This window comes from Mycobacterium sp. NGS66, assembly GCF_059812225.1.
Genome location: NZ_JCALCG010000010.1, coordinates 92,543 through 114,377, shown reverse-complemented (window position 1 = coordinate 114,377; position 21,835 = coordinate 92,543). Strand labels below are relative to the sequence as shown.

Annotated in this window: 27 protein-coding genes and 1 tRNA gene; 13 read left to right on the top strand and 15 right to left on the bottom strand. The window is 65.5% G+C overall.

Annotated elements, in window-relative coordinates:
* Positions 1-15: 15 nt before the first annotated feature.
* Genes AC5Y2L_RS18545 through AC5Y2L_RS18530 form a run of 4 tightly spaced genes read right to left on the bottom strand, consistent with a single transcriptional unit; the run spans position 16 to position 3,731 of the window.
* Entirely contained in the window at positions 16-657 is a 642-nt protein-coding gene (locus tag AC5Y2L_RS18545) for a TetR/AcrR family transcriptional regulator (RefSeq protein WP_499938933.1), read from the bottom strand.
* Positions 647-1,480, bottom strand: a complete 834-nt coding sequence (locus tag AC5Y2L_RS18540) for an NAD(P)-dependent oxidoreductase (protein ID WP_499938932.1) — start codon at positions 1,478-1,480, stop codon at positions 647-649. The genes AC5Y2L_RS18545 and AC5Y2L_RS18540 overlap by 11 nt, the downstream gene beginning before the upstream one ends.
* Positions 1,477-2,280 (bottom strand): SDR family oxidoreductase, encoded by an 804-nt coding sequence (locus AC5Y2L_RS18535; protein ID WP_499938930.1) that lies wholly within the window; start codon positions 2,278-2,280, stop codon positions 1,477-1,479. Before AC5Y2L_RS18535 ends, AC5Y2L_RS18540 begins: the two co-directional genes overlap by 4 nt.
* Positions 2,277-3,731 carry an aldehyde dehydrogenase family protein gene (locus AC5Y2L_RS18530; protein ID WP_499938929.1) on the bottom strand — a complete coding sequence of 485 codons (1,455 nt, stop codon included), beginning with the start codon at positions 3,729-3,731 and terminating at the stop codon, positions 2,277-2,279. Before AC5Y2L_RS18530 ends, AC5Y2L_RS18535 begins: the two co-directional genes overlap by 4 nt.
* An 87-nt stretch (positions 3,732-3,818) precedes the next feature.
* Here AC5Y2L_RS18530 and AC5Y2L_RS18525 point away from each other — a divergent pair, with 87 nt between their 5' ends.
* Positions 3,819-4,592: an SDR family oxidoreductase gene (locus tag AC5Y2L_RS18525; protein WP_499938928.1), complete on the top strand. Its 774-nt coding sequence runs from the start codon at positions 3,819-3,821 to the stop codon at positions 4,590-4,592.
* 26 nt (positions 4,593-4,618) lie between these two features.
* Positions 4,619-5,404 (top strand): carboxymuconolactone decarboxylase family protein, encoded by a 786-nt coding sequence (locus tag AC5Y2L_RS18520; protein ID WP_499938926.1) that lies wholly within the window; start codon positions 4,619-4,621, stop codon positions 5,402-5,404.
* A gap of 49 nt (positions 5,405-5,453) precedes the next feature.
* Here AC5Y2L_RS18520 and AC5Y2L_RS18515 read toward each other — a convergent pair whose 3' ends face one another.
* On the bottom strand, positions 5,454-5,783 hold the full coding sequence (locus AC5Y2L_RS18515; RefSeq protein ID WP_499938925.1) for a hypothetical protein: 330 nt from the start codon (positions 5,781-5,783) through the stop codon (positions 5,454-5,456).
* Between the two features lie 556 nt (positions 5,784-6,339).
* Between AC5Y2L_RS18515 and AC5Y2L_RS18510 the strand changes: the two genes are divergently transcribed.
* The 4 genes from AC5Y2L_RS18510 to AC5Y2L_RS18495 all read left to right on the top strand — a co-directional run bounded on the left by AC5Y2L_RS18510 (position 6,340) and on the right by AC5Y2L_RS18495 (position 8,435).
* Complete coding sequence (locus AC5Y2L_RS18510; protein ID WP_499938923.1) at positions 6,340-6,630, top strand: GlsB/YeaQ/YmgE family stress response membrane protein; 291 nt, start codon at positions 6,340-6,342, stop codon at positions 6,628-6,630.
* Positions 6,631-6,781: 151 nt separating this feature from the next.
* Positions 6,782-7,144, top strand: a complete 363-nt coding sequence (locus AC5Y2L_RS18505) for a DUF7218 family protein (protein ID WP_499938922.1) — start codon at positions 6,782-6,784, stop codon at positions 7,142-7,144.
* Between the two features lie 491 nt (positions 7,145-7,635).
* Positions 7,636-8,016 (top strand): DUF6197 family protein, encoded by a 381-nt coding sequence (locus AC5Y2L_RS18500; protein ID WP_499938921.1) that lies wholly within the window; start codon positions 7,636-7,638, stop codon positions 8,014-8,016.
* 185 nt (positions 8,017-8,201) lie between these two features.
* Positions 8,202-8,435, top strand: a complete 234-nt coding sequence (locus AC5Y2L_RS18495) for a hypothetical protein (RefSeq protein ID WP_499938920.1) — start codon at positions 8,202-8,204, stop codon at positions 8,433-8,435.
* Positions 8,436-8,451: 16 nt separating this feature from the next.
* Here the strand turns inward: AC5Y2L_RS18495 and AC5Y2L_RS18490 are convergent.
* The 3 genes from AC5Y2L_RS18490 to AC5Y2L_RS18480 all read right to left on the bottom strand — a co-directional run bounded on the left by AC5Y2L_RS18490 (position 8,452) and on the right by AC5Y2L_RS18480 (position 9,576).
* A tRNA-Ser gene (locus AC5Y2L_RS18490) sits at positions 8,452-8,541 on the bottom strand.
* 29 nt (positions 8,542-8,570) lie between these two features.
* Positions 8,571-9,026 (bottom strand): nucleoside deaminase, encoded by a 456-nt coding sequence (locus AC5Y2L_RS18485; protein WP_499938918.1) that lies wholly within the window; start codon positions 9,024-9,026, stop codon positions 8,571-8,573.
* A 28-nt stretch (positions 9,027-9,054) separates the two neighbouring features.
* Positions 9,055-9,576 carry a tRNA adenosine deaminase-associated protein gene (locus AC5Y2L_RS18480; protein ID WP_499938916.1) on the bottom strand — a complete coding sequence of 174 codons (522 nt, stop codon included), beginning with the start codon at positions 9,574-9,576 and terminating at the stop codon, positions 9,055-9,057.
* A gap of 108 nt (positions 9,577-9,684) precedes the next feature.
* On the opposite strand from AC5Y2L_RS18480, the gene AC5Y2L_RS18475 reads away from it, so the two are divergent.
* A complete protein-coding gene (locus tag AC5Y2L_RS18475) occupies positions 9,685-10,629 on the top strand; it encodes a prephenate dehydrogenase (protein WP_499938966.1) in 945 nt (314 codons plus the stop codon).
* Here the strand turns inward: AC5Y2L_RS18475 and AC5Y2L_RS18470 are convergent.
* The 5 genes from AC5Y2L_RS18470 to AC5Y2L_RS18450 are packed head-to-tail and all read right to left on the bottom strand — an operon-like array spanning position 10,592 to position 14,700.
* Positions 10,592-11,191: a putative glycolipid-binding domain-containing protein gene (locus AC5Y2L_RS18470; RefSeq protein ID WP_499938914.1), complete on the bottom strand. Its 600-nt coding sequence runs from the start codon at positions 11,189-11,191 to the stop codon at positions 10,592-10,594. The genes AC5Y2L_RS18475 and AC5Y2L_RS18470 overlap by 38 nt on opposite strands.
* Positions 11,192-11,195: 4 nt before the next feature.
* A complete protein-coding gene (locus AC5Y2L_RS18465) occupies positions 11,196-11,942 on the bottom strand; it encodes an ABC transporter permease (protein WP_499938912.1) in 747 nt (248 codons plus the stop codon).
* Positions 11,939-12,625, bottom strand: coding sequence for an ABC transporter permease (locus AC5Y2L_RS18460; RefSeq protein WP_499938910.1), 687 nt, complete (start codon positions 12,623-12,625; stop codon positions 11,939-11,941). Before AC5Y2L_RS18460 ends, AC5Y2L_RS18465 begins: the two co-directional genes overlap by 4 nt.
* Positions 12,626-12,628: 3 nt before the next feature.
* Positions 12,629-13,735, bottom strand: a complete 1,107-nt coding sequence (locus tag AC5Y2L_RS18455; protein ID WP_499938909.1) for an ABC transporter ATP-binding protein — start codon at positions 13,733-13,735, stop codon at positions 12,629-12,631.
* Between the two features lie 8 nt (positions 13,736-13,743).
* Positions 13,744-14,700 carry an ABC transporter substrate-binding protein gene (locus AC5Y2L_RS18450; RefSeq protein ID WP_499938908.1) on the bottom strand — a complete coding sequence of 319 codons (957 nt, stop codon included), beginning with the start codon at positions 14,698-14,700 and terminating at the stop codon, positions 13,744-13,746.
* A 91-nt stretch (positions 14,701-14,791) separates the two neighbouring features.
* Between AC5Y2L_RS18450 and AC5Y2L_RS18445 the strand changes: the two genes are divergently transcribed.
* Positions 14,792-15,163, top strand: coding sequence for a LapA family protein (locus AC5Y2L_RS18445; RefSeq protein ID WP_499938906.1), 372 nt, complete (start codon positions 14,792-14,794; stop codon positions 15,161-15,163).
* A 117-nt stretch (positions 15,164-15,280) separates the two neighbouring features.
* Here AC5Y2L_RS18445 and AC5Y2L_RS18440 read toward each other — a convergent pair whose 3' ends face one another.
* On the bottom strand, positions 15,281-16,324 hold the full coding sequence (locus AC5Y2L_RS18440) for a phosphotransferase family protein (protein WP_499938905.1): 1,044 nt from the start codon (positions 16,322-16,324) through the stop codon (positions 15,281-15,283).
* A 102-nt stretch (positions 16,325-16,426) separates the two neighbouring features.
* Entirely contained in the window at positions 16,427-17,035 is a 609-nt protein-coding gene (locus AC5Y2L_RS18435) for a histidine phosphatase family protein (protein ID WP_499938903.1), read from the bottom strand.
* Positions 17,036-17,115: 80 nt separating this feature from the next.
* Here AC5Y2L_RS18435 and AC5Y2L_RS18430 point away from each other — a divergent pair, with 80 nt between their 5' ends.
* The 5 genes from AC5Y2L_RS18430 to AC5Y2L_RS18410 are packed head-to-tail and all read left to right on the top strand — an operon-like array spanning position 17,116 to position 21,833.
* The gene (locus tag AC5Y2L_RS18430) at positions 17,116-18,141 is read left to right on the top strand and encodes a phosphotransferase family protein (RefSeq protein WP_499938902.1); all 1,026 of its coding nucleotides are present in this window, start codon (positions 17,116-17,118) and stop codon (positions 18,139-18,141) included.
* A 1-nt stretch (position 18,142) separates the two neighbouring features.
* Positions 18,143-18,907 (top strand): SDR family NAD(P)-dependent oxidoreductase, encoded by a 765-nt coding sequence (locus tag AC5Y2L_RS18425; RefSeq protein WP_499938900.1) that lies wholly within the window; start codon positions 18,143-18,145, stop codon positions 18,905-18,907.
* A gap of 27 nt (positions 18,908-18,934) precedes the next feature.
* The gene (locus AC5Y2L_RS18420; RefSeq protein WP_499938898.1) at positions 18,935-20,233 is read left to right on the top strand and encodes an acyl-CoA dehydrogenase family protein; all 1,299 of its coding nucleotides are present in this window, start codon (positions 18,935-18,937) and stop codon (positions 20,231-20,233) included.
* Entirely contained in the window at positions 20,230-20,841 is a 612-nt protein-coding gene (locus AC5Y2L_RS18415) for a TetR/AcrR family transcriptional regulator (protein WP_499938897.1), read from the top strand. Before AC5Y2L_RS18420 ends, AC5Y2L_RS18415 begins: the two co-directional genes overlap by 4 nt.
* Positions 20,841-21,833 carry an NADPH:quinone oxidoreductase family protein gene (locus tag AC5Y2L_RS18410; protein ID WP_499938895.1) on the top strand — a complete coding sequence of 331 codons (993 nt, stop codon included), beginning with the start codon at positions 20,841-20,843 and terminating at the stop codon, positions 21,831-21,833. The genes AC5Y2L_RS18415 and AC5Y2L_RS18410 overlap by 1 nt, the downstream gene beginning before the upstream one ends.
* Positions 21,834-21,835: the final 2 nt, after the last annotated feature.

Here is a 21,835-nt window from a genome sequence, read left to right as displayed (position 1 = left end):
TTCGCGAAAGGGCGCTCAGCTGTCGCGCGAAATCAGCTGCTGGGTTTCCACGGAGGCTGGTGCCTCGAGAAAGCCCGCGAGGCCGTCCACCACGCCGCTGACGAAGAGAGCGAACGGAATAACCGCGTCGTCGCGGCGGATTGCGCGCTCCCGCTCGGCGGCGAGGTGGACGGCGAGGTCCTGGGCCTGCTGGATCCGCATCGACCGCGCCGGTTCTGGGATGTGCAGTAGTAGCTGCTGCATCCGGGACGTGAACTCTTCCTGGGACTTCATCGCGGCTGCCTGATGCAGGAAAACGTCGACAGCGCCTGCGCGCTGCAGCTGCTCGATGAACGAAACATATGAGCTATCGGGCGATTCCGCCAACTCGATCAGCGGCAGGACATGTGCCTCCAGCTGGGCGCGAAGGTCATCGGGGTTGGCGCGAGCTCTCAGCAAGGCGCGGCGTTGCGTCAAGTCGCCGAGCCGGTAGGCGAAGATCGCGTGGAGCAGGTCGTCTTTGCTGCCGAAGTGGTATTGGATCGCTGAATTGTTGGACGAGCCCGCCTCGGTCGATATTTGCCGCAGGGAGACGCCCGCAAGGCCATGCTCGGCGAACAACCGTTCAGCCGCCAACAGCAACTGCAGTGCCGTGGCCGGCATCAGATCATTGCGCACCGGCTTCCTCCGTATCGTCGAGACGCATCGCCGTGATGGTGGCCCGGGCCACCTGAAGCAGCTCGGGGCACTCGCACCCGACCAACTCTTCGAGGATGCCGACGTCCTTGACCAGCAGCGGCCCGGCCAGGTCCGCCATCGCCGAAAGGCTGTGTCCCGAGTTGGCTATCACCTGCGCCGCGTAGCTGCGGCCGCTGCCGGTCGACAGCACCTCGCTCAGCGCGTCGAGGTCCACGCGGAGGTTGGCGGCGACGGTGAACGTGCTGGCAGCCAACCCGAGATGCGCGGCGAACAGCGCGTTGTTCAGCAGTTTCGCTGTTTGTCCGGCGCCCAAACCGCCGAGGTGGACAAGCGGGTTGGCGAACGCGTTCAAAATGGGCCGGCACCGCTCGACCACTTCGTCGTCGCCGCCCACCATCACCAATAGCTGTTTGGCCGCGGCCATGTGGCCGCCCCCGGAGACCGGGGCGTCGACGAAATGCAGGTCGGTGAAGTCGGCCTGCAGTCGACGGCAGGTAGCCGGACGAACGGTGCTGTGAATGACGACGATCCCACCCGGCGCCATCCCCGCAAGCGCTCCTTCGTCGCCACGCAGCACCTCGTCGACGTCGTCGTCCCCAATTACGCAGAGGCACAACACATCTGAGGCAGCCCCGAGCGACCGGCGATCCGCTGCGTAGGCGGCGCCGGTACCGTCGAACTGCTGCATGGACTCGGGCCGGCGCGCCCACAACGTTGTCGGGAATCCATCCTCGATAATCCTGCGCGCCATCGGCCCGCCTTGAGATCCGAGACCGACGAATCCCACTCGGAGCGCCGTCACGAATTCGCCTTGATGCTCGCCTGGATGTACGCCTCGATGTCCTTGGCGCGTTCCAGCAGGGCGTCGTGCACCTCGGGCGCGGTGACCACTAGGAATCGCCCCGCTTCGACCGCTTCGGCGGTCATCCGTCCGACCTCCTCTGCGCTGACGATCGGGTGCGCCGGAGCGCGCGGTGTTGCGGGCGTGTCGCCGTATACGGTGATGCCTTCCAGGATGTTGGTGATCACGCCGGACGGGCACAGGCACGTCACACCCACACCCTTCGGCCCGAGATAGGTTGCCAGCGCCTCAGATATCCCGACGATCGCGTGTTTCGACGCGACGTAGGGAAGCCGGTCGAACCCGTAGCTCAGCAGCCCCGAAGCGGAAGCGGTGTTGACCACATGGCCGCTGCCCTGAGCGATCAACCCGGGGAGGAACACCCGGTTGCTGCGCGCGACGCTGAACAAGTTGACGTCGAGCGTGCGGACCCACGCGTCGTCAGGCAGCGTCTCAGGCGCGCCGATCGCGAGCACGCCGACGTTGTTCATCACCAGGTCGATCCGGCCGAACCGCTCGAGTGCAGCCTCGCGGAGCTGCTCGAGGTCCGCTTCGACGGTGACGTCGACGGGAAGCCCGATCGCCGGTCGGCCAAGCGCGGTGATCTGCTCGACGACCTCACTGACCCGCGCTTCGGACAGATCGCTGACGACGACGAACGCGCCGCGGTCTGCGAAAGCCAAGGCAGACGCCCGGCCGATGCCACTGCCCGCGCCGGTCAGCACGGCGACTGCGCCGTCGAGGCGAAGCGGCAAAGTCATGCGATGCCAACCGCTTTGGTGCGCAGGAACTCGAACAAACCCTCCTGGCCGCCTTCGCGACCGAAGCCCGAGATGCCGACACCGCCGAACGCGAGCTCGCAGCCGACGACGGGGCTGGCTCCGTTCACGTACACCCCGCCTGCTCTAAGCGCGGTCACCATCCGGTGCACCCGATCGATGTCTTTGGTGTACACGTAAGCGGCGAGTCCGTACTCCGTCGAGTTCGCCGTCTCGATCGCCTGCTCTTCGCTATCGAAGCGCATGAGCGAGAGCACCGGGCCGAACACCTCGATCTGACCGAGCTCGGAGCCTGGGTCGACATCGCCGAGCACCGTCGGTTCCACATAGAAGCCCCTCGACAGGTATTGAGGAGCGCTGCCTCCGGTCAACAGTTTCGCCCCATCGTTTTGCGCTCGCTCGATCATGGCCAGGATGCGTTGTTGCGCCTCCCGGGTCACGACCGGGCTGATGGCGGTCGCCGGGTCAAACGGATCACCGCACCGCATGCCCGCGACTGTTGCCAGGACTCGCTCCACAACGTCGTCGTAGATGTCGGTGTGCACGATCATGCGGGACGGGATCGCACAACCTTGCCCGGCCAGCGTGCCGAGGACGCTGAAGGCATTGACGGCAACGGCCATGTCCAGATCGGCATCCGGGAAGAGCACGTTGGCGGATTTGCCGCCGAGCTCGAGCACCGCCGGTTTGAGCGACTCGGCGCATGCCGCAAGGATTTTGCGCGCCGTTGCTGGTCCGCCAGTGAAGCTGACCTTCTCGACGAGCGGATGGCGGACTAGCGCCGCTCCCGTGTCGGGCCCGCCCAGGACGAGGTTCACGACGCCGTCGGGGATTCCCGCTTCTTTGACCAGACCCATCAAGTGCTCAGTCGCGTAGGGCGTCAGCTCCGACGGCTTCATCACGACCGTGTTCCCGGCTGCGAGCGCCGGGATCAGCTTCATGCCGATCGAGACGACGGGGCCGTTCCAGGTAAGGATGATCCCGACGACGCCGTAGGGCTCGGGCATCGAGTAGGCCAGTTCACGCTGGTTGGCCGGGAAAGACGTGACCCGCCCCTCGATCTTGTCGGCCCAACCTGCGTAGTACGACGTCCAATTCGCCATGACGCCGACGAGGGACTGGCTCATACCTGCCGTCATCCCGTTGTCGAGCACCGACAACCGTGCGAGCTCGGCGGCGTCGCGCTCCATCAGTTCACCGAGCCGGCGAAGCACGCGAGCGCGCTCCGCCGGCCGCCAGGCACGCCACTTCCGGTAGGCGGTGTGCGCGGCCTGCACGGCGTGGTCGACGTCGTCCGGGCCGGCCAATGGCACCGGTCCCTGAATCTCCCCGGTCGCCGGAAACACGTGCTGGTGCACGCCGCCCGAGCCGCTCGGGCGTGCCTCGCCTCCGATGTGCAGGTGCACGACGGGAACGCGTCGGTCAATGATCATGGTGGGCCTCTGCATCCCGGGGTTAAGACGAATTACTTATTAATAAGACACTTGACTTCATGGGTCAAGTGTCTTAGTAATGCTCGGATGGATGTGAAGCAGCTTTTCGACCTGACCGGCAAGGTCGCCGTCGTAACCGGCGGCGCCGGTGGCATCGGTGAGGTCTACGCCCAGGCGCTGTGCGAAGTCGGCGCTTCGGTCGTGATCGCCGACATCAACTTCGAAGCAGCGCGGCGCACCGCCGAAGAGTTGGTGAGCAAGGACTTCCCGGCCATCGCGGTGCACCTCGACGTCACCTCGGCCGAGTCGGCCGCTCAGATGGCGTCGGCGGCGATCGCGGCGTTCGGCGGCATCGACATCCTGATCAACAACGCCGCAATCATGACCGACCTGCCGCCGTACGGGTTGTCGAAAATGCCGGTGCCGGACTGGGATCGGGTGCTCAATGTGAACCTGCGCGGTCCGCTGCTCTGCACCCAAGCAGTTGTCGAGTCGATGGCCGGTCGCGGTGGCGGTCGCATCGTGAACGGCCTGTCCGCGGGTGCGTTCATGCCCGGCGGGATCTACGGCGTGTCGAAGTACGCGCTGCACGGCCTGACCTGCAATCTGGCCAGTGAGCTCGGATCACTGGGCATCAACGTCAACGGCATCGCGCCCGGACTCGTCGACAACGAAAGTGGCTATGCGAGCCTGCCGAAGGACTCGCCGGTCCGCGACATCCTCGGCGCACAGATCCCCGGCAAAACCTCGGGGCCTCCGGCGGATCTGGTCGGAACGATGCTTCTGCTGTGCTCCCCGGCGGGCGACTGGATCAACGGCCAGACGATCTCGGTCGACGGCGGCTGGATCATGCGGTTCTGACTATCGGGATCGGCGAAAGGATCCACATGAGCGACTGGACAACACGCGAAGAACGGCGGGCGGTTGCCAGAGCCGAGTACGAGCGCATTATGACGACCGAGAGCCCGGACCCAAGCGGTGCGTACCTCGAGGCCGGGGTCATCGGGTATGTCTTCGGCGAGATGTGGCGCCGAGGCGTCCTCACCCCACGAGACCGACGCTGGATCACCCTCACCTGCGTCGGGGCTGCGGGGGCGATCACCCCGATCGAAACTCATGTCTACGCGGCTCTGAAGAGCGGCGACATCACCTACCCGGAGTTCGATGAGTTCGTACTCCATTTCGCGACACAGGCCGGCTGGCCCAAGGCGTCGGTCATGCAGATGTACGGGATGATGGCCCGCTTCAAGCTCATCGAGGAAACCGGTGCGGAGGTGCAGCCGCACGACTTCGAGCTCTGGGCGGAACCGACTGACGACCACGCCCGTCGGCAACGCGGTGATGCGGCGTACGAACAGATCCACGGCACGCCACCACCGACGGCCTCGACGCCGTTCCAGCGCCACGCACGTCTTGACTATCTTTACGGCGAAATCTGGAGCCGGCAGAAATACCTTTGCCGCCGCGACCGAAGGATCATCAGCATCTGCAGCGCCGCGTCGGCCGCGGTCGACGAGGAGGTGACCGAGCACCTGCAAGCCGCCCTCAGACTCGGCGACATGAGCCGCGAGGAGCTCGAGGAACTCACGGTTCACTTCGCCGTCTATATGGGATGGAACCTCGCGCGGCGCCTCGATGACCTCTTGGTCAAGGTGGCCGGCGACAGCGGTTGAGGTGACAGCAAAGGCTCGCGCGATCTGTGCTTGCGCGAGCCCTAGGTCGTCACCCGCGGCGGGCGCGGGAAAACTCCCTGCTGGACCTTAGTGCCAGCAAGATCAGGATCGGCGCGACGAAAATTACGCCACCAACCGCTTGCACCACGGCTTCGCCCGTCGCGGTCTTATGAAAGAGGTCGCTGACGAGTCCCACAGCCGTGAAAGCCACCTGAATTATCGAAACGACCATCAGCATTGTTCTGCGGCCCTTCAAATTTCTGACGCCGCCCCAGATGAACAGAGCACTGTGGGCAACCGCCAGCAGGAGGACGGCGCCAAGGATCGCCACCAAAACGGGGCTTCGCATGCTGGCTAACACAAGTGTTGTCAGCAGCAAAAGAACGCAGCCTAGTGCGCCCAGACCGCCGACGATGAACGCCAGGACCGATGCGGCAGTGATAGTGCCTGGGCGGCCGTTGTCCTGGGCCGGAGGACCGTAGAACGGCGGCGCAAATGCGTACTGAGGCCGAGCCGCTACGTAGGGATGCGCGGGAGCGTGCGGCGCCGGCATGCCGGCGCGGGGCTCTGCGTACGCAGGCCAAACCGTTGCTTGGGGCACAGTGCGCTCGGTGCGTGCCCGGTCTGGATGTGACATCGTTTCTCCTTGAATGACTTGGTTTTTGGGTTGATTTCTGCGGCATGCAGTTGGCTCGGACGGTCGTCGCCGCCGCCGAAGTCGTTTGCTGCAGCGAGATTCGCAGTCAGCGCTTGGCGCGTCCTAAACAAGTCCTTGGAATGCGCCCGTGGTCATGCCGGGCTTCGCCGAGCCGACGCAGCCCGACGCTTCCCGCAAGTCAGCCCTAACCCGACGTATGTGTTATAAGCCGGCCGTTCCGGGGAACTCCTCGTCGAAGATGGAGCCCACCAGGGGCACTGTTATGACAGGAGATGCAATGATCGGGTCAATAGTCCTCGCCGTCGTCGTGGGGGCGCTAATCGGTTTGGTGGCGCGTCTCGTCATGCCTGGCAAGCAAGACATCGGCATGATCATGACGATTGTCCTAGGGGCCCTTGGCGGGTTGATTGGCTCATGGGTGGCCAGCAAATTCGGCTACCACAATGCCAATGGTGGAATCGCCTGGATTCCGTTCTTCATCGGAGTCGGTGCTGCCGTCGTCCTCATCGCGATTTGGGAAACCGTCCGGGGTAGTCGCACCCGCCGTTCTGGATTGCTGCGCCGGTAGCCGGCGGCTGGTGTCGGGCCGCGAACTTGATCAGTCCCCGGCGTTCGCAGCTTCGGTGTGGGCGATGTCGATAAGTTGGCGGTCGATGGATTCCAGCTGCCTGGACAGCGCACGTATCTGAGTGAGCAGGTCCACCCGCCGGTGAACCAGCGTGTCGCGGCAGCCGCGAATCGACAGAAAAATCCTATTCGTCCTCAATGCATTGAGTAATTCGCATGTTCTTCGCGGTTTGGAACGGGTATTCGGGCTGCACGAGGTAAAGGAGTTCCCAGTGGCGAAGGATCATGGCTCGAGCGTCAAGAATGACAAACAGTATGAGGGTCTGCGCAAAAAGGGGATGAGCAAGTCGCGGGCTGCGGCGATATCGAACTCGCCGGGCTCCTCCAGCAGGGGCGGCAAGATTTCCGGCAGCAGCCAGAGCAGCCGTAGCAGCGGTAGTGGCAGCGGTGGTAATCAGTCCCAGAAAAAGGCCGCTGGACGCAAAGGCGGCAAGAAGTCTAGCTCGAATTCATAACCCGCGAGTATTCGCGGGATTCTTAGCCGGCCTGCGACGACCGGCCCAACAGCCGACCGGGTGGTAGCCGGCTGGAATCTCCCACACATATCAGCCGGGGCAAGTCATTTCGCGACATGATACCGCCCGTGATATCGCATTCACGACTGCCACGTTGCCCACTTTGCTGGTACTTAAGTGGCAGGTGTGACCAGCGCGGCAGTATTCCGTCGACCATGCCCGAGAACCGCGATGAGTCTGCGTTGAGGGTGCGGCCCACTCGCACTTCTGTGCCATAGGCGCAGCACCAACGCCGGGAAAGTAACGCAATGATGTCGATAGCCGCCTTAGCGGCGTGGCGTACAGGTGAGCACCCCATTGTGTGAGCACCATCGAAGGGCTCCACCAGGAAAGTCGCCGACGAATTGAACGCGATGCGCGCACCGCTCTCGCGGCCGAAGTAATAGGACTCGGCGCCGCCCTTCGAATGGCTCAACCGCGAAAGGAATGAAATGAACGTCAGTCAGGTCAGTCAGAAATTGCAGGTGGCCCGCAATCTGGTCGCGCAAGGCTGGATCGCTGGCGGTCACGTGAGCCTGGGGACTGACGGGCAGTTCAGGTACTGTGCCCGGGGCGCACTCAACAAGGCTTTCTTCGGTCGTGCCACATCTAAGGCCGAGATGACGCCAGACGACGAATTGCGTTTGGCGCAGCGGCTTCTCGCAGAGGCAATGCACGGTCCGGTCCTCGTCGGATCAGACTCGACGACGATCCGCCACGCGATAAGCACATGGAATGACAGCCGGGCGGGACGTAATCCCAAGGCCCATGTGCTGGCCGCCTTCGACGCGGCAATTGCCGAGTGCAAGCGGTTAGAGGCCAACGCAAATTAGTTCGGCATTGGCTTACCACGCGCATTGCCCAGCGGCCGTGGGGCCGGTGCCACTGTCGTCCACCGAGCCAACATGCCGGTGACGCAGGACGTCCGCCTCTACACTCGGCGTCTAGCTCCTCGGTTTAAGTTCAATTGTCTGAATTTGAGCGTAGATTCAGACAGACGTAGAGCGAGGACGACGCGATGCCAGAGGAAGAGTCCAGCCCCGATACGGGTCGTCTGGCCGACAGCGGCGACACCTGTGACTGGGAGCGACCCAACTGGGGGTGGGGATCCCGCGAACCAGTGCCGATGTTCACCGAGGCCGAGATCCGCGCAGCCTGCACGGCGGCCAAGCTGTTAGATCAAGAGACCGACGCCCTCATCGAAGCCCTCAAAGACACCCGCGCCCACCACATTGGCAATATCACGCCGTAAACAGCCGTAGAAACTTTGGCGGTGGCGGAGGGATTTGAACCCTCGGACGGTGTTAGCCGTCACACGCTTTCGAGGCGTGCTCCTTAGGCCGCTCGGACACGCCACCGTCGAGCAGCTTACCGAATCAAGCGGCCGTCACCCCAATCGCTGGCGCGCGAAGAAGGCCTCCAGCGGCGCCGCGCACTCCTGCGCCAGCACACCGCCACGCACAGCTGGGCGATGGTTGAGCCGCCGATCACGGACCACATCCCACAGCGATCCGACCGCTCCCGTCTTGGGCTCCCAGGCGCCGAACACCAGCCGATCGACACGAGCCAGCACCAACGCCCCGGCGCACATCGTGCAGGGTTCGACGGTGACCGCCAGCGTGGTCCCCGACAGCCGCCACCCTTCGCCCAACGCGCGGGCCGCCGCCCGCAGAGCCAGGATCTCGGCATGCGCGGTCGGATCGGCAAGGGCCTCACGCGCGTTCACCGCCCGGGCGAGTTCGGTTCCGTCGGCACCGACGATCACGGCACCGATAGGCACGTCGCGTGGGCCTGCCGTCTCGGCCACTGCCAACGCGGCGCGGATCAGATCTTCGTCAGTCACCGACCGAGACGATCACCGAGCCCGACGATCACCGACCGAGCCGCTCGATTACCGCCGACAGCTCGTCAGCGAAGCCCATCTCCCGCGCAATGCGCCCCAATTGCTCGTCGGCGTACAGGTCCGTCTCGTCGAGGATGACTCCCAGCACCGCCTCGGGCAGTCCGATATCGGACAGCAACCCGAGGTCGCCCTCCTCGAAGGGCTCGGCGTCCTCGAGATCCTCGGGGTCGATGTCGGCGTCGAGATTGTCCAGCACCTCCGCCGCGATGTCGTAGTCCAGTGCCGCGGTGGCGTCGGACAACAGCAGCCGCGTCCCGGACGGCGCCGGGCGCACGATGACAAAGAATTCGTCGTCGACGTCGAGCAACCCGAAGACGGCGCCCGCGCTGCGCAGTTCACGTAGCTCCGTCTCAGCGGCCGACAGGCTCGTCAGCGAATTGGGCGCCATCGCCGAACAGCGCCATTGGCCCTCTTCGCGCACGACCGCGACGCCGAAGCCGTCCGGCGTGTCTGACGACGGGCCTGGTGCCGGGGCCCGTTGTGCTCCCATGGGCGCCTACGCTAGTCGCTGACCTGGCCCCTGACCAGATGAGCAGCCCGACCTCAAGGCTTGGCGAGCACCGAGCTGTGCCAACCTTGGACTGTGGTGCAGACACCGGTGTGTGTGCTCGGACTAGGACTGATCGGCGGTTCGATAATGCGTGCGGCGACGGCCGCCGGCCGCGAGGTCTTCGGCTACAACCGATCGGTGGAAGGCACGCAGGGCGCCAGCTCCGAAGGTTTCGACGCCACCACCGACCTCAGCGAAGCGCTGCGACGCGCCTCCGACACCGAAGCCTTGATCGTGCTCGCCGTTCCCATGCCAGCGGTGCCGATCATGCTGACCCACATCCGCGACCTGGCCCCCAACTGCCCGCTGACGGACGTTACGAGCGTCAAGTGCGCGGTCCTCGACGAGGTCGCCGCGGCCGGGCTGCAGGCGCGGTTCGTCGGCGGTCATCCCATGACGGGTACCGCTCACTCGGGGTGGGCCGCCAGTTACGCGGGCCTGTTCACCAGGGCCCCCTGGGTGGTCAGCGTGGACGACCATGTCGACCCCGCGGTGTGGTCGATGGTCATGACGCTGGCCCTGGACTGCTCGGCGGTGGTGGTGCCGGCCAGATCCGACGAACACGACGCTGCGGCAGCGGCCATCTCACATTTGCCGCATCTATTGGCCGAGGCGCTGGCCATCACCGCCGGCGAGGTGCCACTCGCCTTCGCGCTGGCGGCGGGATCTTTCCGCGACGCCACCCGGGTAGCGGCCACCGCTCCGGACCTGGTGCGCGCCATGTGCGAAGGCAACGCCAGCCAACTGCTGCCGTCGGCCGACCGGGTCATCGAGCTGCTGAGCCGCGCCCGCGATTCGCTGGCCGCCCACAACTCCGTTCAGGAACTCATCGAAGCCGGCCACGCCGCACGAACGCGCTATGACAGCTTCCCGCGCTTCGACATCATCACCACCATCATCGGTGCGGAGAATTGGCGGGAGGAACTCGCCGCCGCGGGCCGGGCGGGTGGAGTGATCAGATCCGCTCTGCCAAGCCTGGATAGTCCTCAATGAACCCGTCGGCGTCGACGGTCACGGTGGTGTCGGCCACCGGTGACCGCAGCTTGATCCCGTTCAGCCGGCCCTGGCTGGTGTAGCTCACAGTGGCCGCGGTTACGGACATCTCGGGCACGTTCACATAGACGATCGGCAACACGATCGTGTCCGCGCGTTCGTGCAAGCCGAGGCGCCGGATCGGCAGCGCGTTGAAGAACGGGCTGAACACCACGTCGACGTCAAGAGCGCCGTTGAACCCGGCCCGCCGCTCGCCCTGATGGTCGGTGATCAACCACATGTTTTCCTCGTCGCGCGAGATGGCCAGCTGGCGCTCTCGTTCGGCCAGGGTGACGGTGAGCCCGAACCGCTTCGTGGCACCGGTTTCATCGGTCTGCACTTCGTAGAAGGCGCCGAACGCCGGGTTGGCCGCGGTAGCCGCCGCTACAATGCGGCCGTTGGCCCGGATTCGCTTGCCAGACAACTGCACTCGCACCGATTCCATACGCGAGATGTCTTGCGCACGCCAGGTCAACATCGCCGGCCAGGTGCGCGGAGTCGAATCAGAAGAGGCTGCGTTCACTCATCTACCGTAGAGCGTGTCCGCCGACCGCGGCAGTGCTGTTCGCAACTGCGCTCGCCGGTAACGGGCGCCGACGGCCGATGGGTATACGCAGCCGGCCCGTGCCGGGCGCCGATGCCCACACGGCCAGCGCCAGCAGCCCATCCAGGATCAGTGCCAAGGCCGCCACCATCAGCGCCCCGACCAGGGCGAGGTGAAACTGGCGCACCTTGATCCCGTCGATCAGGTAGCCGCCCAACCCGCCGAGGCTGGCGTAGGCGGCCACCGTCGCGGTGGCAACCACCTGCAGTGTCGCGCCCCGCAAACCGCCGAGGATCAGCGGCAGCGCGTTGGGCACCTCTACACGCAGCAGCACCTGGGTCTCCGTCATACCCATGGCACGCGCGGCGTCGACCACGATGGGATCGACGTTGGCGATGCCCGCATAGGTGCCCGCCAATAGGGCCGGGACACCCAGCAGCATCAGGGCAAACAGCGGCGGCCCCAGACCCAGCCCGAACAACAGCACACCCAGCAACAACACACCCAGCGTCGGCAGCGCGCGCAACCCGTTCACCGCTCCGACCACCAGCAAGGTGCCCCGACCGGTGTGCCCGATGATCAGCCCGATCGGCACGGCGATCAGCGCCGACGCAGCCACGGCCAGCGCGGTGTACTCCAAATGCTCGGCGATGCGCGCCGCCAGCCCCACCGGACCGGTCCAGTTGTCGAGGGTCAAGATGTAGGACACCGCCCGTTGTACGAAGTTCATCGCGCGCCGCCCACGATCGGGGCCACCACGGAACGACGGCGCGCGGTTCGGGCGGCGCGTTCCCACGGCGTAGCCAGCCGCCCGATCAGGTCGATCAGCATGTCGATCACGATCGCCAGGGTGAACAGCGCGATGATGCCGGCGACGATCTGGTCGCTCTTGTTGGCCTGGTAGCCCTCGGTGAACCAGGTGCCCAGGCCGCCGATGCCGATCACCGAACCCACCGAGACCATCGCGATGTTGGTCACCACGACCACCCGCAACCCGGCCACCAGTACCGGAATGGACAGCGGCAGTTCGACTTTCAGCATCCGGGTGATCGTCGGGTAACCGACGGCGGTCGCGGCGTCCCGCACCTGCGCCGGCACCGCGTCCAGTGCCTCGAGTACCGCCCGCACCAGCAGCGCGGTGGTGTAGGCGGTCAGCGCAACCATGACGTTGGCCTCGTCGAGAATGCGGGTTCCGATGATCATCGGCAACACCACGAACAGCGCCAGCGACGGGATGGTGAACACGACGCTCGCGGTTGCCGTCGTCAGCCGTCGTGCAAACGGCGCCCGCTGCACCAGCATGCCCAACGGCACCGCGATGGCGAGCCCGATCAGCACCGGCACCAACGCCAGCCGCAAATGGACCACGGTCAGTGCCCAGGCGTCGTCCAGGTGCGTAAGCAGATAGTGCATCGCTCAAGCCTTTTCGGGTTTGCGCCGGGCTTCGGCGGCGGCCAGCACGTCGGTCGCCACCACCCCGCCTACCGCCTTGCCCGCGCCGTCGACGACGACACCCACCGACGACGGCGACGACAACGCCGCATCCAGCGCTTGGCTGAGATTGCCGCCCAGGTGAAACACCGAACCGACGACGCTGATGCAGTCGGACAACGACGCTCCGGCGCGGTGCCGGCCCACACCGTCGGCGTCGATCCAACCCAGCGGCGCACCCTTCCCGTCCACTACCACCGCCCAACCGTCCAGAGCTGGTGGGTCGCTGCTAAGCCGGCTCGCCGCGATCAGCTCGATGTCGTGCAACGGCAGGCTGTCCGCGTCGATGAGTTGTAACCACCGGTAGCCGCGGCCCAGACCGATGAACCGCGACACGAAGTCGTTGGCGGGCTGTGCCAACAGCCGGGCGGGTTCGTCGTACTGCTGCAGGACTCCACCGCGTCCGAACACCGCCACTTTGTCGGCGAGCTTGAGCGCCTCGTCGATGTCGTGCGTCACGAAGACGGTGGTTTTGTGCAATTCATTTTGCAGGCGCAAGATTTCGTTCTGTAGCTCGTGGCGCACCACCGGGTCGACGGCCGAGAACGGCTCGTCCATCAACAAAATCGGTGGATCTGCGGCGAGTGCACGCGCGACTCCGATCCGTTGTTGTTCGCCGCCGGAGAGTTGTGCCGGATAGCGGGTCGCGAGCTTGGGGTCCAGCCCCACCCGTTCGAGCACCTCGTAGGCGGCTTTACGAGCGGCCCTGCGCGACTGGCCCGTTAGCACCGGGACCGTCGCAACGTTGTCGATGACCCGCTGATGGGGCATCAGACCCGCATGCTGGATAACGTAGCCGATGCCGAGGCGCAGCTTCACCGGGTCCACGCCGGCCACGTCGGACCCGTTGACTTTGATGGTGCCCGATGTCGGCTCGATCATCCGGTTGATCATCCGCAGCGCCGTGGTCTTGCCGCTGCCGGAAGAGCCGACGAAGACGGTCAACTCGCCATCGGGGATCTCGAGGTTCAGCCGGTCGACGGCCGTGGTCCCGTCGGTGAATACCTTGCTGACGTTCTCGAACGTGATCAACTGGACGCCTATTTTCCGAGCGGATGGTCGAACCCATTGCCGCGCAACCAGTTCCGTGCGGCCTGGTCGGGATCGACGCCGGCGTTGCCCGACACCGCAGCGTTGAGTTCCGCCAGACCCGCGGTGGTGAGCTTCGCCGACACCGCATCAAGCACATCTTTTAGGCGGTCCGACTTCTTCTGCGAATTCACCAGCGGCACAATGTTTCCCGCCAGGAAATTGTGCTCGGGGTCTTCGAGCGCGACCAAATGGTTCTGCAGGATCGCCGGCGACGTGCTGAAGATGTTCGCCGCGGTGACCCTGCCCTCAACCAGCGCTCGCACCGTCACCGCGCCGCCACCGTCGTTGACGGCGACGAAGTTGCCGGGCGCGATGTCGAGCCCGTACTTCTGCCGTAAGCCGGGCAAGCCGGCCGGCCGGGTTTGAAACGCCGACGGCGCGGCGAACTTCACGTCCGCCGAATGCGCGGCCAGGTCCGCGATTGTTCGGAGGTTCCACATGGCGGCGGTGCCGTCGGTCACGGTGACGGTGTCGGTGTCCGAGGCCGGCGACGGCGTCAGGACCGACAAATCACCGGGGAGCCGTTTGTAGAGTTCGAGTTCGACGGCATCGAGCATGGTCGCCGTGGAATTGGGCGCGAAGTACAGCAGCAAGTTGCCGATGTACTCCGGCACCAGGTCGATGGAATGGTCTTTGAGTGCCGGGATGTACGTCTCGCGGCTGCCGATCCCCATCCGTCGTCCGATGTCGAAACCGTTGGCCTGCAAGGCTTGTGCATAGATTTCGGCCACAATTTCGGATTCCGGGAAGTCGGCGGATCCCACCACGATGGATTTCATGCTGCGGGTCTCGGGGCCGAGCGGATCGGCGTTGCTGCATGCCGACAGCAGGCACACCGCCAGGAACACTGCCAGCCATGCCGCGCCGGGAATCGTCGCGCTCAGCGCGCGCCGCAGCATGATCATGCTGCAGACACTAACGGCACGGGCGGTGAAAAGCCGCTGCGGAGCGCGTGGCTCCGTTTCATTCCGGGGCGAATGGGGCAAAGATGGCTACATGAGCAGCACTCCTTCTGCCACGCCCGACGAACCCACCCGCAACCCGGTGCCGCCCCCGCCCCCACCGCCGCCAGCGCCGCCGACGGCGACGAAGGTCGTGGATCCGGCCGTCGGATTGACCCGTGCCGGCGCGCTGTGGACTTCCTTGGTCATGGGCTTTCTGGTGCTGATCCTGCTGCTGGTCTTCGTAGTCCAGAACATCGACCCTGCTGAAGTCCACCTTTTCGGATGGCACTGGCGACTGCCATTGGGTGTGGCGATACTGCTCGCGGCGGTGGGCGGAGGCCTGCTCACCTTCGCGGTCGGCACCGCGCGCATCCTTCAGTTGCGGCGGGCTGCCAAGAAACACGCCGTCGCCTCTGCCGAATAGTGACTTTTCCGACCCCCGGCCTCTGCCGAGCCTGCGGTGAGGGCGCTCGGACCGCGCGAAAAGAGGCCGTGAGCGCAGGATCGACGCCGTAGCCGCAGACTCGACGGCAATGCGCGGCTAGAGCTTGGCGAGTTCGGCGAGCCCGCGGGCGATCAGCGGCGCCACCACTTCCGGCCCGTCCGATGTGTCGTCTGTGCCCTGCGCCTGCTCCGACATGCGCCGGCGGAAATCGATGCCGGCCGCGATGATGGCCAGCTTGAAGTAGGCCAACGCCAGGTAGAACTCCCAGTGCCCCAACGACAGCCCGGACACCAGCGAATAGCGATCGGCGAGCTCGTCGGCCGTGGGCAGCAGCGGCGAGGTCCAGGCGGCCTGCGTATTGACGATCAGATCCAATGCCGGATCGCGATAGACACACATCAGGGCCGCGTCGCTGAGCGGGTCCCCTAACGTCGAGAGCTCCCAGTCGACGACCGCGCGCACGCGCGTCGGGTCGTCCGCGTCCAGGATCGTGTTGTCGATCCGGTAGTCACCGTGCACGATCGACGTGCGGCTCTGCGCCGGAATCGATTGCTGCAAACCGGAATGCAGTCGCTGGACATCGGCATCGCGGTAGTCGTCGGGCAGGCGTACCAGCTCCCACTGCGAGCCCCAGCGGCGTACCTGGCGCTCCAGATAGCCGGTGGGCCGGCCGAAGTCGCTCAGACCGACCGCGTTCGGATCGACGCTGTGCAGGTCGACGAGTACCCGGATCAGCGAGTCGACGCAGCCGTCGATGGCCCGGCGGCCCAGCGCTTCGAGTTGGGCACGGCGGCGCACCACTTGTCCCGCGACAAATTCGACGATCTGAAAGGGCGCCCCCAGCACCGCGTCGTCCTCGCACAGGGCGACCGTGCGCGCCACCGGAACCGGGGTGTCCTGCAGCGCGGCAACCACCTTGTACTCGCGGGCCATGTCGTGTGCCGACGGTGTCAAACCATGCAGCGGTGGACGCCGGACCAACCAGTTCGTCTTGTCGTCGTAAACCCGGAAGGTCAAGTTGGAGCGGCCACCGGAGATGAACTCCCCGCGCAGTTCGCCCTCGCGCCCAATGCCGAGCGAACGCAGATACCGGTCCAGTGCAGCCAGGTCGAGCCCGTCGAGTCGGTCTGACGAAGTCACCTGACTTGTTTACCACCGCGAGTTTTGCCATCGACTCTGCGTCTATGGCGCAGAAGTGCGAGTGGGGCGCGCCGTCAGCGCAGAGTGAATGCAGGCCGCCAATTACCACCGCTGATTTCGCGGCAGCAGGTCCCATACGTGTTCGGTGGCATTGACCGTCGACACCGTCGCCTGGCCTGTGCGGGAGAACAACAACCGGGTGATCGACGCGTAGTCGATGGGAAACGACAGCAACCGGGCCGTGCCCAGGATCTCGTGCAACACGACGTTGATCACCCCGCCGTGGCTGAACACCGCAACGGTGTCCTCGGGATCGGCTTTGGCGACCACGTCGTCGACGGCCGCGCGGACACGCCCCCGGAATGCGTCTTCGTCGACCGCGCTGGGCAGGCGTCCCTGGGCCATGCGCGCCCATTCGTCGGGATTTTCCTGGCGAATCTGCTCGACGGGGATGTACAGCGGCAGGTCGCGGTCGTACTCGGCGAACCGGTCGTCGATCTCGACCGGGAGTCCGCATGCCGCGGCCACCGGTTCGGCGGTCTGGATGGCCCGGCGCTGCGGACTGCTCACCACCCGGGAGATAGGGAATCTGGCGAGCGCCTTCGGCAGCCTCTCGACCTGCGCCAACCCGTCCTCGGACAGGTCCGGGTCGGAGCCCTCGCCGTGTTCACTGCGGAGCGGCAACGCATGCCGGACCATAAGCAGTTGCATGGCCCAAGCCTCGCATGTGGATTTCCAGGCTTTCGAAGCCGTTGGAGAATGCTATTCTCTCTCAGGAGATTGGGGTGTGCATGGATGCGGGTGTTCTCGGTCGTTGGCTCGACGCGAATCACGCGCCGGGTCACGGCGAGGAGCCGACCCTTGAGCAACTCGGCGGCGGCTCACAAAACACCCTTTATCTGATCCGGCGCGGTACCGAGCGCATGGTCTTGCGGATGCCCGGGCCGCGCGCCGATGCCGCTCGCATCGACGGCCTGTTGCGGGAGATCCGGCTGGTACGAGCGCTGTCCGGAACCGACGTGCCGCACGCGGAGCTGATCGCCGCCGACGACACCGGCACGGTGCTGGGCAACCCGTTCTACGTGATGCGCGCGATCGACGGATGGAGCCCGATGGACGGCGGCTGGCGGGCACCGTTCGACACCGACCTGCAGGCCCGCCGCGGGCTGGCATTTCAACTTGTCGAAGGCGCCGCCAAACTGGGCCGGGTGGACTGGCGCGCTCAAGGCCTGGACGGGTTCGGCCGGCCCGACGGGTTCCACGACCGACAAGTCGACCGCTGGCTGGCCTTCCTCGACGCCTACCGCGTGCGTGAACTTCCCGGCCTGGACGTGGCCGCGGACTGGCTGCGCCGCAACCGTCCGGCACACTACACGCCGGGCATCATGCACGGCGACTACCAGTTCGCCAACGTGATGTTTGCGCACGGGCAGCCGGCCCGCCTGGCCGCGATCGTGGATTGGGAGATGACCACGGTCGGCGATCCGCTGCTGGACCTGGCTTGGGCGCTGCTGGGCTATGACGGGGAGCAGCCGCGCACCGACGGCTTCTATCTGGACATGCACGGCATGCCCGCGCGCAGTGAATTGCTCGAGCATTACGAGAAGATAAGTGGGTTGTCCACCGAGAACATCGACTACTACCTGGTGTTGGCCAACTGGAAGCTGGGCATCGTGTTGGAGAAGACCTATGCCGCCGGTGTGCGCGGGCCTGCAAAAGTCGACCCCAAGATCACCGAGACGTTCGGGGCGATGATCCCTCAACTCATCGCCACAGCAGCCGAGCTCGCCCGCTCGCTACCTTCCAAGGCGACGTGAAATGGGTTACGCTGACCAGCTTTTCGACCTCACCGGCCACGTGGTGCTGATCACCGGCGGCAGTCGCGGACTGGGCCGCGAAATGGCCTTCGGTGTTGCGCACTGCGGCGCCGACGTGGTGATCGCCAGCCGCAACATGGACAACTGCGTGGCAACGGCCAAGGAGATCGAGGCCGAGACCGGGCGTTCCGCCATGCCGTATCAGGTCCACGTGGGCCGCTGGGATCAGCTCGACGGATTGGTCCACGCCGTATACGAGCGATTCGGCAAGATCGACACCTTGATCAACAACGCGGGCATGTCGCCGATCTACGACAGATTGAGCGACGTCACCGAGAAGCTTTACGACGCAGTGTTCAACCTCAACCTCAAGGGCCCGTTTCGCCTGTCGGCGTTGGTCGGCGAGCGGATGGTGGCCGCGGGTGGCGGGTCGATCATCAACGTGAGTTCGGCCGGCTCACTGCGGCCCAGCCCGGACATCGTTCCCTATGCCGCCGCCAAGGCGGGCCTCAACGCCATGACTGAAGGGTTCGCGCGGGCATTCGGACCGACGGTGCGGGTCAACACCTTGATGGCGGGACCGTTCTTGACCGACATCAGCAAGGCCTGGAACCTCGGCGAGCGGGAATCCGACATGTTCGGGCACTTGTCGCTGAAGCGTGCCGGAAAGCCGTCCGAAATCGTCGGCGCTGCTCTGTTTCTGGCATCCGACGCCTCCAGCTTCACCACCGGCTCGATCGTGCGAGCCGACGGCGGCATTCCCTGAATTTCGGCGACAGACAGGAGCCTTCGGATGTCTTGGGACTTTTCCACCGAACCCGAGTTCGAGAAGAAATTGGACTGGATACGCCACTTTGTCCGCGAAGAGGTGGAACCGCTCGAGGTGCTGTTTCCCGGCTGCGAGTTCCTGCCTCTGACTGACGAGCGGCGCCGGATAGTCGACCCGCTCAAACAGCGGGTCCGCGATCAAGGCTTATGGGCACCGCATTTGGGCCCCGAGCTCGGCGGGCAGGGCTTCGGCGCGGTGAAGCTGGCACTGATCAACGAGATCCTCGGCCGCAGCCCTTGGGCGCCAATCGTATTCGGTACGCAAGCGCCGGATACCGGCAACGCGGAGATCATCGCCCGGTTCGGCACCCAGGAGCAGAAGGACCGCTACCTCGCGGGCCTGTTGTCCGGCGAGATCTTTTCGTGTTTCTCCATGACGGAGCCCCAAGGTGGCGCCGACCCGCGGGTGTTCACCACGCGCGCCGTGCGCGACGGTGACGACTGGGTGATCACCGGGCGGAAGTTCTTCTCCTCCAACGCCGCTGTGGCATCGTTCTTCATTGTCGTCGCCATCACCGACCCGGATGTGCCGGTGCATCGCGGCGCGTCGACGTTCCTCATCCCCGCGGGCACCGAGGGCCTCACCATCGAGGCGAACTACCACCTGGTCGGCGCGTCTCCGAATGAGCCCGGACACTCCCTGGTGCGCTACGACCAGGTGCGGGTGCCGTCGGATGCGCTGCTGGGCGAACCCGGTCAGGGCTTCCTGATTCTGCAGGCGCGGCTTGCCGGCGGGCGCCTGCATCATGCGATGCGATCCATCGGGGTGGCGCAGCGGGCGGTGGAGATGATGTCCCGACGAGCGAAAAGCCGCTTCACCCAAGGCAGTTCGCTCGCCGACAAGCAGCTGGTGCAGCAGTTCATCGCCGACTCCTACACCGAGCTGATGCCATTCCGGCTGGCCGTGCTGCACGCCGCCTGGCTGATCGACACCGCAGGCGAGCATGCGGCCCGCGCCGAGATCGGTGCCTGCAAGATCCTGGCGTCGCAGGTGCTCAAGTCGATTGGGCTACGCGCGATCCAGGTGCACGGAGCATTGGGCACTACCGACCAACTCCCGTTGGTCAACGTGCTGCTCGGCGGGGTGGCCCTCGGGCTGGCCGACGGGCCCACCGAGGCGCACAAGGTCAACCTGGCCAAGCTGCTGCTCAAGAACTACGACGGCGACGATCCGGAGTGGCCCAGCGAATTGCGGGATATCCGGCTCGCGGCGGCTCGCGCCAAGTATCCGGATCTCGTTCCCGCACTTGTTGATTCGCCGTGAATATCCGGGTCAGTGCCGCCGTCGAGCGCGCCCTCGACGACCGCCACCGCGAGGCCACCGAGGAGGTAGAACGCATCCTTGCCGCCGCAGTGCGCGTGATGGAGCGTGTTGCACCCGAGCCGCCGCGTGTCAGCGACATCGTCGCCGAAGCCGGTTCGTCGAACAAGGCGTTCTACCGCTACTTCGCCGGTAAGGACGATCTCATCTTGGCTGTGATGGAACGCGGGGTGGCCATGGTCGTGTCTTACCTTCAGCATCAGATGGCCAAGGAATCCCGGCCGCAGGACCAGGTCGCGCGCTGGATCGAGGGCACGCTGGCACAGGTCGCCGACCCGCACCTGATCAGCATGAGCCGCGCGGCTGCCGGGCAGATGTCGGCCGGAACCAATTGGCGGGCAGCCGAACAGGAGATGATGCGTCCGCTGCGCGAGCTGCTGATCGAGCCGGTCGCCGCCCTGGGCAGCCGCGATGTCGACCGCGACGTCGAGGCGGTGTTCAGCTGCACCGCCGCAACCCTGCGGCGATATGTGGGCTCGACGGACCGCCCCGATGCCGCCGACATCGACCACTTGGTGCGGTTCTGTTTGAGTGGGCTGGGAGTCAGTTGATGCGTGCGGTCGTCTGCAATGCCTATGGGCCGCCGGAGGATCTGACGATATCCGAGGTGCCCGATCCGGTTCCGGGTCCGGGTCAGCTGCTGGTAAGGGTCCATGCCGCGGCGGTCAACTTCCCCGATGTGCTGTTCATCGCGGGCAAGTATCAGATACGGATTCCGCCTCCGTTCATCCCCGGCAGTGAACTCGCCGGTGAGGTGCTGGCCGTCGGCGAAGGTGCGCCGTTCAGCCCCGGCCAGCGAGTGTTCGGCACAACGGCGGTCGGGGCGTTCGCCGAACGAGCGCTCCTTGATGCGGCCGGGGCGTCGCTGGTGCCCGACGACGCCGACTTCGCCGCGGCCGCGGCCTTCGGTGTCACCTATCGGACGGCGTATCACGCGCTGCGATCGGTTGCCGCAGTGGCGCAAGGTGATTGGGTGGTGGTATTGGGCGCTGCCGGCGGCGTCGGATTGGCTGCCGTCGACCTTGCGGTGGCCATGAAGGCACGCGTGCTGGCGGCGGCATCCGGGCCGGACAAGCTGAAGCTGTGCGCGCAGCGAGGTGCGGAAGCCACCGTCGACTACGATAGGGAGGATCTGAAAACTCGCATTCGCGAACTTACCGGCAACGCCGCCCGGGTTGTCCTCGACCCGGTCGGCGGACCGTATGCCGAGCCGGCGCTGCGAGCTCTGGCGCGTGGCGGAACCTTCGTCACCTTGGGCTATGCGGCGGGAGAGATCCCGGCCATACCGCTGAATCTTGTGCTGCTGAAGGGCATTTGCATTCGCGGCATGGAGATCCGCACTTTCATGGTTGATCATCCCGCGGAGGCCGAGCGCGACTTGACCGAATTGTCAGAGATGTTCGCCGACGGGACGGTTCGGCCGTACATCGGTGCGCGATTTCCGTTGGCCGATGCTCCGGCGGCGTTGCGGCATGTGGCCGAGCGCAAAGCACTTGGCAAGGTGGTCATCGATGTGGTGCCGAGCAGACGCAAAATCCCCTAATT